The organism is Lactobacillus helveticus DSM 20075 = CGMCC 1.1877, from assembly GCF_000160855.1.
In the GTDB taxonomy this organism is placed as follows: domain Bacteria; phylum Bacillota; class Bacilli; order Lactobacillales; family Lactobacillaceae; genus Lactobacillus; species Lactobacillus helveticus.
The window spans coordinates 93,284-101,544 of record NZ_GG700755.1 but is presented as its reverse complement, the minus strand read 5'-3'; the positions used below and the strand labels follow the sequence as shown (position 1 = coordinate 101,544).

Annotated in this window: 10 protein-coding genes; 7 read left to right on the top strand and 3 right to left on the bottom strand. The window is 37.2% G+C overall.

The window, feature by feature from the left end:
- Positions 1-47 precede the first annotated feature (47 nt).
- Both HMPREF0518_RS06175 and murC read left to right on the top strand, forming a co-directional pair.
- Entirely contained in the window at positions 48-566 is a 519-nt protein-coding gene (locus tag HMPREF0518_RS06175) for an ATPase (protein WP_003627179.1), read from the top strand.
- Between the two features lie 143 nt (positions 567-709).
- Positions 710-2,023 (top strand): UDP-N-acetylmuramate--L-alanine ligase, encoded by a 1,314-nt coding sequence (gene murC / locus HMPREF0518_RS06170; protein WP_003627177.1) that lies wholly within the window; start codon positions 710-712, stop codon positions 2,021-2,023.
- A gap of 55 nt (positions 2,024-2,078) precedes the next feature.
- On the opposite strand, the gene HMPREF0518_RS06165 is transcribed toward murC, so the two are convergent.
- Positions 2,079-3,056, bottom strand: coding sequence for an SLAP domain-containing protein (locus tag HMPREF0518_RS06165; protein WP_003627174.1), 978 nt, complete (start codon positions 3,054-3,056; stop codon positions 2,079-2,081).
- Positions 3,057-3,144: 88 nt separating this feature from the next.
- Entirely contained in the window at positions 3,145-4,659 is a 1,515-nt protein-coding gene (locus HMPREF0518_RS06160; RefSeq protein ID WP_003627172.1) for a M1 family metallopeptidase, read from the bottom strand.
- Between the two features lie 137 nt (positions 4,660-4,796).
- On the opposite strand from HMPREF0518_RS06160, the gene HMPREF0518_RS06155 reads away from it, so the two are divergent.
- A complete protein-coding gene (locus HMPREF0518_RS06155; RefSeq protein WP_003627170.1) occupies positions 4,797-5,774 on the top strand; it encodes a class III bacteriocin in 978 nt (325 codons plus the stop codon).
- Positions 5,775-5,888: 114 nt separating this feature from the next.
- On the opposite strand, the gene HMPREF0518_RS10950 is transcribed toward HMPREF0518_RS06155, so the two are convergent.
- Positions 5,889-6,011, bottom strand: coding sequence for a hypothetical protein (locus tag HMPREF0518_RS10950; protein ID WP_014918429.1), 123 nt, complete (start codon positions 6,009-6,011; stop codon positions 5,889-5,891).
- A gap of 169 nt (positions 6,012-6,180) precedes the next feature.
- On the opposite strand from HMPREF0518_RS10950, the gene HMPREF0518_RS06150 reads away from it, so the two are divergent.
- From HMPREF0518_RS06150 to HMPREF0518_RS10790, 4 genes are all read left to right on the top strand, one after another.
- Positions 6,181-6,495 (top strand): type II toxin-antitoxin system RelB/DinJ family antitoxin, encoded by a 315-nt coding sequence (locus HMPREF0518_RS06150; protein WP_003627168.1) that lies wholly within the window; start codon positions 6,181-6,183, stop codon positions 6,493-6,495.
- Between the two features lie 17 nt (positions 6,496-6,512).
- On the top strand, positions 6,513-7,394 hold the full coding sequence (locus HMPREF0518_RS06145) for an SPFH domain-containing protein (RefSeq protein ID WP_003627167.1): 882 nt from the start codon (positions 6,513-6,515) through the stop codon (positions 7,392-7,394).
- 144 nt (positions 7,395-7,538) lie between these two features.
- The gene (locus HMPREF0518_RS10795) at positions 7,539-7,922 is read left to right on the top strand and encodes an NADPH-dependent FMN reductase family protein (protein ID WP_003627166.1); all 384 of its coding nucleotides are present in this window, start codon (positions 7,539-7,541) and stop codon (positions 7,920-7,922) included.
- Between the two features lie 111 nt (positions 7,923-8,033).
- Positions 8,034-8,186, top strand: coding sequence for a hypothetical protein (locus tag HMPREF0518_RS10790; protein ID WP_230583000.1), 153 nt, complete (start codon positions 8,034-8,036; stop codon positions 8,184-8,186).
- The last annotated feature ends 75 nt before the right edge of the window (positions 8,187-8,261 follow it).

The window sequence follows — 8,261 nt, the reverse complement described above, 5'->3', positions numbered from 1 at the left end:
CTGGCACAAAAACAACAAAAAATTATTAGTCAAGGTGGCCCCTACTAATGCCTATTTTATATATTTTCGCTGGTGTGACTGGTGCGGGAAAATCCACATTAACCCAAAGTCAGTTTAATAAAGTTATTACGTATAAAGTAAATGCAGATGAAATAAGTCGTCGAAATGGTTGGGATTGGCACGATGATTCTAAAAATCTTTCGGCAATGCGAATTGATAGAAATGAATTACAAGAACATCTTGAAAGACATGAAACATGTAGTTTTGAAACTACACTTGCAGCGCATGCAAAAACTTATATGAAAATTTTAAATTACGCTAAAAATAAAGGGTTTAAATTATATTTGCTTTATGTAGGATTATCATCGGCAGAACTGGCAATAAAACGTGTTAAATCTCGAGTAACAAATGGTGGTCATGGCGTTACAGAAAAAATGATTATAAAAAGATATGATAGATCTTTGAATATGCTACACGAATTGATAAGTGAATTTGATTTTGTAAGTTTATATGATAATTCAGGCGATTCCTTAGTTAGGATTTATCAGCGAATAGGAAATATGTAATAAAGGAAGTTGATAAACTAGTTTTAAACTAATTCATCAACTTTTTTCTATAATCATCATTTTTCTATTTTGAACTTTAATCGAGTTCATATAATGGTAAAATAGTTAACGAATAAAAACGTTAAAAATTCGAGGGTAAATAAATGTTAGACAAGAATAAACAAATTTGGTTCATTGGTATTAAGGGTACAGGTATGGCATCCCTTGCCTTGCTTTTACATGACTTGGGCTACAACGTAGCAGGTAGTGACATTGAAAAATATACTTTCACTCAAGTGCCACTTGAAAAAGTAGGAATTGATGTTAAGAACTTTGATCCTGCTAATATTAAGAGCAACGATGAACAAGTAATCGTTAAGGGGAATGCTTTTAAGGAAGATAACCCAGAAGTTAAGGCCTGCATTGATAAGGGCGTTAAATGGCAATCTTATCCAGATACTGTTGAAGAAATCGTTCAAATGCATACTTCAATTGGTATTTCAGGTACCCACGGTAAGACTTCAACAACTAGCTTGTTATCACACGTTTTAGGCGAAGTTGCTCCAACTTCATACTTAATTGGTGATGGCCGCGGTAAAGGTGTTGAAGGTTCACGCTTCTTTGTTTATGAAGCTGATGAATACCGTCGTCACTTCTTGGCATATCATCCAGATTACCAAATTATGACTAACATCGACTTTGATCACCCAGATTACTTCAAGGATCAAGCTGACTACACTAGTGCATTCCAATCAGCCGCTGACCAAACTAAGAAGGCTCTCTTTGTTTGGGGTGATGATAAGCGTCTTCAAAGTCTTAAGACTGATATTCCTAAATATACTTATGGCTTTAAGGATACTGACGATTTCCAAGCCGTTGATATTAAGAAATCAACCACTGGCTCTAAGTTCCACGTTTTAGCACATGGTAAAGATTTGGGTGAATTTGAAATTCACTTATTCGGTGATCACAGCATCTTGAACGCAACTGCCGTTATTGCTGTTGCTTATACTGAAAAAGTTCCAATGGATGATATTCGTGAGGGAATGCTTACTTTTAAGGGCGCTAAGCGTAGATTTAGTGAAAAAGACTTTGGCGATATTGCCGTTATCGATGACTATGCTCACCATCCAACAGAAATGCGTGCAACTATTCAAGCAGCTCGCCAAAAGTTCCCAGATAAAAAGTTAGTAGTAGTCTTTCAACCACATACTTTCTCAAGAACTAAGAAGTACCAAAAAGACTTCGAAGAAATCTTGCGTGATGTAGATAAAGCATATGTTACTCCAATTTATGCTTCAGCTCGTGAAGCTAATGGCGATATTTCAAGTGAAGACTTGGTTAAGAATATTCCTGGTTCTGAAGTAATTGATTTGGATAATATTGCTGATTTGACCAAGAATAAGAACTCAGTCATTGTCTTCATGGGAGCAGGAGACATTCCTAAGTATGAAGATGCTTTTGAAAAGTTACTTTAATTAAAAAAAATAGGCATAAAAGATGCTCTCAAAAGAGAGCATTTTTTGTTTAGTCTTAATTTGCCAGGTGATTATCTAAATTGAAGTTGCCTTGGAATTCATCCGTGGTACTTTCTTGATCCATACCATATTCGGAATCGTCGCCCCAGTAAATGTATTGTGCGTTTTTACCTTTGGTGCCAGCAATTCTGAAGTAAAGGCCAGCTTCATCACCTTCACCAGTGGTCTTGGTGGCATCTACCTTAACTTTTTGACCAATCTTGAGCAACTTGCTGGTTGACTTAAGCTTATTATTCAAAACATGGATTTTGTTTAAAATAGTGGCGGTAGTAGTACCAGAAGCTTGGTAAAGGGTGTTGCCGTTGACAAAGCCAACATTTGAAGCATAGATATAAGCGCCATTACCTAAGGCATAGAATGGCTTGCCCTTGATAGTGGTTGTGTTCAAACTTCTCTTTTTAGATCCGCTAAGATTTGAGAAGTAGTAAAATACGTCATTCTTAGTTGAGGCGTGGGTTTTAGCTGGTGTTTTAACTAGCATATATTTAGGGATGAGTGACAAACCATTGAAAGTAGTGCGGTGACCGTTTTTATCATAAATGCGAGAGTTGGAACTCAAGATTAAAACATTTTGTCCATCCATTGAGCTAACATTCAAAGATTTGATGTAGCGTTTTTTACCGATGTTAACGTAAGAAGCGGTAGTGTAGTGGTAGTTCTTAGAAGTTTTTGCATCTACTTTTTTACCTTGGATCAGGATAGGCTTGCCATAATATTTAAAACTTGAGCCTGATTTAACCGTTGAAGCAACAGTCATCTTCTTGCCATTGACTTTTTGGGTAGTGATAGTGGCATTACCTTTGCTGTTGAAGACTTGAACTGTGCCATTAAAGGATTTCTTGAGAGTAACTTTACCTTTTTGTGATTGCGTAGCTGCTTGAACTGTGTGAACAGGTTGATTGATAATAGCAGCTGCTGGTGCAACACTGATTAATAAAGCTGCTGCGATAGTTGCTAATTTTTTAGTAGTCATATTTTATCTCCTTTGTAATAATCCCTTAAGTTTATTTTAGCACTTATGAGACTATAAAAATAACCTCGAAACTCAAACGTTTTCGGGGTTATTCACTTAAGTACTTAGGATCAATAAATTTATTGATCACGTTGTTAACCTTCTTTGAATTATCGTACTTGCGGATAATGTTCAAGAAGTCTTGTGTAGTTGCTTGCTTCAAGTAGTAAGTTTGATAGTAATCGTGTAAAGCATCGAAGAACTTGGTTTCGCCCATGGCAACCTTTAAAACAGCAGGGAAGTCCATCCCAAGTTCGTAAGCCATGTCTTCAGTGTCAACGCCCTTTGGTGGATTATTAACAGGGTAGTTGATGTAGCTGGCCTTTTGATTCTTATTAATGAATTGGTTAGCATTTTCTTTTAAGATCTTGTTAGCACGCTTGACGTTCTTACGAGTGTAGAACTTGCTGTGCATCAGTTTAGCACAGTAGGCCTTACTCTTAGTGTAGGTCAAATCGTAAACGCCATTTTCAAGGAGGTTGGTAAGACCTTCGTCAAGCCAAGGTTCCATGTATTCGTCGCTGCCGACAGTGCCGTAGAACCATTGGTGACCAACTTCGTGAGAAACATCTTCAGTTAATTCATTATATCTATCAAGTGGGTGCTTCTTTTGTAAAAAGCCGCTGGCATCGATCATGATCAAGCCAGGATATTCCATCCCACCGGTATCTTTACCAAGCAAGCCTTCAGTAATATCGATTTCTTTGTAAGGATATTTGCCGATCTTTTTGGTAAAAATGTGGAAACTGTCTTGGGCAGTCATCAAAGCAAGCTTGTTGTATTGCTTGCTGTTTTTGCTTGCAAGGTAGTAGTCGTTGATTCTTACGCCGTTTGCATAAGCGTGGTCAACCTTGAACTTGTTGGAAGCAGCGATTGCGACCTCACGCATGTTGTTGGCGGTAATTGTAGTTTTGCCATTCTTGGTTGTGCTTTGACCAGAAGCGGCAACTTTGTAGCTCTTTGGTGCGAAGAAGCTAACGTGGAAGTTGCTTACAGCACTGTTGCGGTTTTCACCAGCATCGTAGTATGGGTGATAATTCCACTTACCGTTGCGATAATCGCTTAAGTATGGGAAACAGAATGACAGGTTATAAACCTTACCGCCGTTGATATTTTGGTAGCCAAAACGATCTTGTCTCTTAGGCACGCCGGTAACTACGTTAACCGTTAAATCAGTGGATTCACCGGCGTTCAAATTCTTGTTAACGAATAAATTGCTCTTGTCTTTGCCAGTAGTGTAGGAAAGCTTTTGACCATCTGATGAAATGCTTTTAACTGAAGTTGTCGCATTTCTTGTAGCCTTAAAATGCTTGTGGTCGTATTTCAACACGCCGCTAGCAATATTTCTAACCAATAAATTTTTAACAGGTTCATTGCCGTTATTAACAACGTGCATGGTAACTTTTTCTGTTAATTGATTCTTGCGAGTGTTCAACTTCACGGTCATGTTGTAGTTTGTTGCCTTGATCGTAGGATCAGCCGCAGCTTGAACTTTTGAGTTGAAGCTAAATAATGCCGCAATGGTTACTGCACTCGACAATAAAAGTGTTGTTCTTCTTTTCATAATTTTCCCTCCAAGAAAAATTTACTCTAATTATTGGAAATTATCGGCATAAAGTCAATCTATTTTTTGATGATAGGATATAATTTATGTATAAGTGAAAATGAATAGATATAAAGAAAGAAGATAAATAAGTAAGAATGGTTAAAAGTATTACACCTCATTTGGTTTATCGCTTGAATGGGATGCACCATGTTGTAGCGCAAGTTGGTGTAGTAAATGGTGATCATGTTTTTGCCTTGCAACTTCTTCACAGTGCACATGATGTGTTGGTTTATAGAAAACATGAAGGTTTAACCAAGAACATCGATTATACTGATCCACACTTAGTAATGATGGGCTTTGGCCACACGCAAACCTGGGTACCAGCTAATGACAAGGATGAATATTTCGTAGGTGCTAAACCAAATTCAGGCAACTGGACTACTCAAATTGCACGAGTAAAGTACCCAAGACTTTTACCAGAAAGATATACTTCAAATACACAACTTCCACGTTTGTCACACTTGAATCACGTAACCGACGTTCCTTATGATGGTCATGATCACTTGCACAGAGTAGAAGCTTCAGTTTCACCAAATGGCAAGTACTTCATGATTGCTTCAATTTGGGATGATGGTTCAGGTCACTTTGGTTTGTTTGACTTAAATGAAGTAAACCAAAAGTTGAATGAAAATGGCACTAAGAACACGCCAATCACTGATTTACATTGCTTGAGTGCTTTCCACATCGACAACTTCGATAATCCAAGTGTTGCTCCAGATGAAGAAATGCCACAAATGATTGATTCAGTTCAAGGCTATGCTATTGATGATGATAAGAATATCTATATTTCTAACCAATTGTCACCAAAGATTAACCATGAAACTGGTGAAGTAACTACTTGGTCACGTAAGATTGTTAAGTTCCCATGGGGTGAAACAAACAGTGATAACTGGCAAGTAGCTATGGTTGATGGTATTGATTTACCAGATCGTTACAGTGAAATGGAAAGTATCCATGTTAATGCCGCAAATGATATTTACTTAACTGTGGCTTACCACCAAAAGTACATTAAGGGTGGAGAATATAAGTTAAGAACTTTGGAAAACCAGATTTTCCATATTACTGATTTGTAGAATAATAAAAATTTAACCAAGTAAAAAAGTGCTGATGTGTCTTTGCTTATGAAGACTATCAGCACTTTTTATTTCATATTAATCAGTAATTCTTTCTTTCCCAACAGCACGTTGTTAGGAAGGATTATAACCTAACTCTTCAATTTCTTGTCTTTTTTCTTTGTTATTGATTTGAGGAAGAGTATCCCAAAAGTTAGACTTGTTTTTCTTAATCTTTGAATTTCTGTTAGTTTTCATTGTTGTTTCCTTCATTTTCACTTTCTATAAATATAAGTATACTCTGAAAACCAAACCTATTTTTAGCTATTAAGATCGATTAATTCAAAATGAAATATTTTACAAAAATATATGCAATTTATATGTAAACGATATATAATAGTACCAAATTCAGAAAGGAGTAAAAATTATGGCAGAAAAAACAACAGGACTTTATGTCAGAATGAATCCAGAAAAGAAGGAAAAGGCAGAAGCTATTCTGAAAAAGCTGGGGTTAAATTCAGCTACGGCAATTAACATGTTCTATGATCAGATTATTCTTCATAATGGTATTCCTTTCAGAGTAGAGATTCCAAATGCATGGGATAATTTGGATCAAATGAATAAGTATGAATACGCCAAACTGCTTGACGAGCGCCTGAACACATTGAACGGAAGGGAAGATTTACTTGGAGATATCGCCAAGATGCTTGATGCGGAAAAGAATGAAAAGAAAGACAACTAAGTTTTGAGGTAAAAATTATGATGGCAAGAATTATTATTGGCATTATTGTTGTTTTAGTTATTGTGTATGTTTGTTGTGGTTTTAAAATCGTTCCACAAAATAATGAAGGTTTGGTTGAAACCTTGGGTAAGTATTCTAAGACAGTAAAAGCTGGATTTATCTTTGTCTGGCCACTTTTCCAAAGAATTCGCAAAGTTCCATTAGCACTTCAACCACTTGAAATTTCTAAGTACTCAATCATTACCAAAGATAACGCTGAAATTTCTACTAGTTTAACTTTGAACTACTTGGTCACTGATTCATACCGTTACTTCTACAACAACACCGACTCAGTTGAATCAATGGTGCAATTAATCCGTGGTCACTTGCGTGACATTATTGGTCGTATGGATTTGAACGCAGCCCTTGGCTCAACTAAGGAAATTAACGATCAACTTTTCACTGCAACTGGTGACCTGACTGATATCTACGGTATCAAGGTCGTTCGTGTCAACGTTGATGAACTTTTACCAAGTGCTGAAATTCAACATGCCATGGACAAACAACTTACTGCCGACCGTGAAAAGACTGCCGCAATTGCTAAGGCCGAAGGTGAAGCTCGTACCATTGGAATGACCACTAAGGCTAAGAACGATGCTTTGGTTGCTACTGCTAAGGCCAACGCTGAGGCAGTTAAGACGCAAGCTGATGCCGACGCTTACCGTGTACAAAAGATGCAAGAAGCCTTGTCAAAGGCTGGCGAAGGTTACTTCAGAAACCAAAGTTTGGACAGCTTTAACCAATTGGCTCAAGGCCCTAACAACTTGATCGTGGTTGGCAAGGATGAAATGACCGACTTGGGTAAGGTTCCTGCTTTGAGAAAGGTGTGGGATGCCAGCGACGATAAGAAAGATAAATAAATAAAAATTAGCTCAATTCTCAAATGAGGATTGAGCTTTTTTATACTCTTAACGTATACCAGCATCAACATTAAGTAATTTTCAAACTCTCTTGCACAACTTATACTTGTAGTAACAATTGAGAATAAGAGGGGAAAGAAAATTATGTTTGGTCGTACTTATTCAGATTTAGGTCCAGTTGTAGGACAAATTAATGGTGAAGATATTCGCGCAAATCAATTAGAGAGACGTGGCTATGATTGGGAGAATGGTTATGGCACTCCATCCGATGGACAAGATACTAATCGTGATGGTCAACCAGTTAGAAAATTAACTAAAGATGCCAAAAGCATCATTATCTTTTGGTCGTGTTCCGGTTCAACTAAGTTGCTCGCAAGTAAAATTGCGCGTGAAACCGGTGCTGATATTTTAGAAATTACTTTAAGAAATCCTTATCCAGCAAATTACCGTAAAACGCTCAATCGCGCTAACTGTGAAAGAATTCAAAATGATCCACCTGAGCTTGAGATGCTGACACAATTTATTTAGGCTATCAGACCTGGGCAATGACTTTAAGTCAACCAATGAGGGCATTCCTACTTGAATATGGCGGCGAATTTTCTAATAAAAAGATTGCGCCATTCCTTTCTGAAGGTGGCTATGGTTCGGGTGATAGTACTGACTGAATTGATCCGTGAGTTTATTGCACGTGATGGTGGTAAAAATAATACTTATACTTCTGCATTGGTAGTCGATGGCAATCGCGTTGACGAAAGTGATGTGGAAGTTAAGAGATGGTTGAAGACTATTTAGGATATAGCCTCGATTTAGGCTTTTTTATTTTTGCTTAAATAAAATATGGTTCGTAAAATATAGCTTTGCAAATAC

Bases quoted from the DNA above. Each gene is read 5' to 3' on its own strand.
- HMPREF0518_RS10950 (WP_014918429.1), bottom strand. From the start codon at position 6,011: ATGAAAACTAACAGAAATTCAAAGATTAAGAAAAACAAGTCTAACTTT.
- HMPREF0518_RS06145 (WP_003627167.1), top strand. From the start codon at position 6,513: ATGATGGCAAGAATTATTATTGGCATTATTGTTGTTTTAGTTATTGTG.
- HMPREF0518_RS06160 (WP_003627172.1), bottom strand. From the start codon at position 4,659: ATGAAAAGAAGAACAACACTTTTATTGTCGAGTGCAGTAACCATTGCG.
- HMPREF0518_RS10795 (WP_003627166.1), top strand. From the start codon at position 7,539: ATGTTTGGTCGTACTTATTCAGATTTAGGTCCAGTTGTAGGACAAATT.
- murC (WP_003627177.1), top strand. From the start codon at position 710: ATGTTAGACAAGAATAAACAAATTTGGTTCATTGGTATTAAGGGTACA.
- HMPREF0518_RS06150 (WP_003627168.1), top strand. From the start codon at position 6,181: ATGGCAGAAAAAACAACAGGACTTTATGTCAGAATGAATCCAGAAAAG.
- HMPREF0518_RS10790 (WP_230583000.1), top strand. From the start codon at position 8,034: ATGGTTCGGGTGATAGTACTGACTGAATTGATCCGTGAGTTTATTGCA.
- HMPREF0518_RS06155 (WP_003627170.1), top strand. From the start codon at position 4,797: ATGGTTAAAAGTATTACACCTCATTTGGTTTATCGCTTGAATGGGATG.
- HMPREF0518_RS06165 (WP_003627174.1), bottom strand. From the start codon at position 3,056: ATGACTACTAAAAAATTAGCAACTATCGCAGCAGCTTTATTAATCAGT.
- HMPREF0518_RS06175 (WP_003627179.1), top strand. From the start codon at position 48: ATGCCTATTTTATATATTTTCGCTGGTGTGACTGGTGCGGGAAAATCC.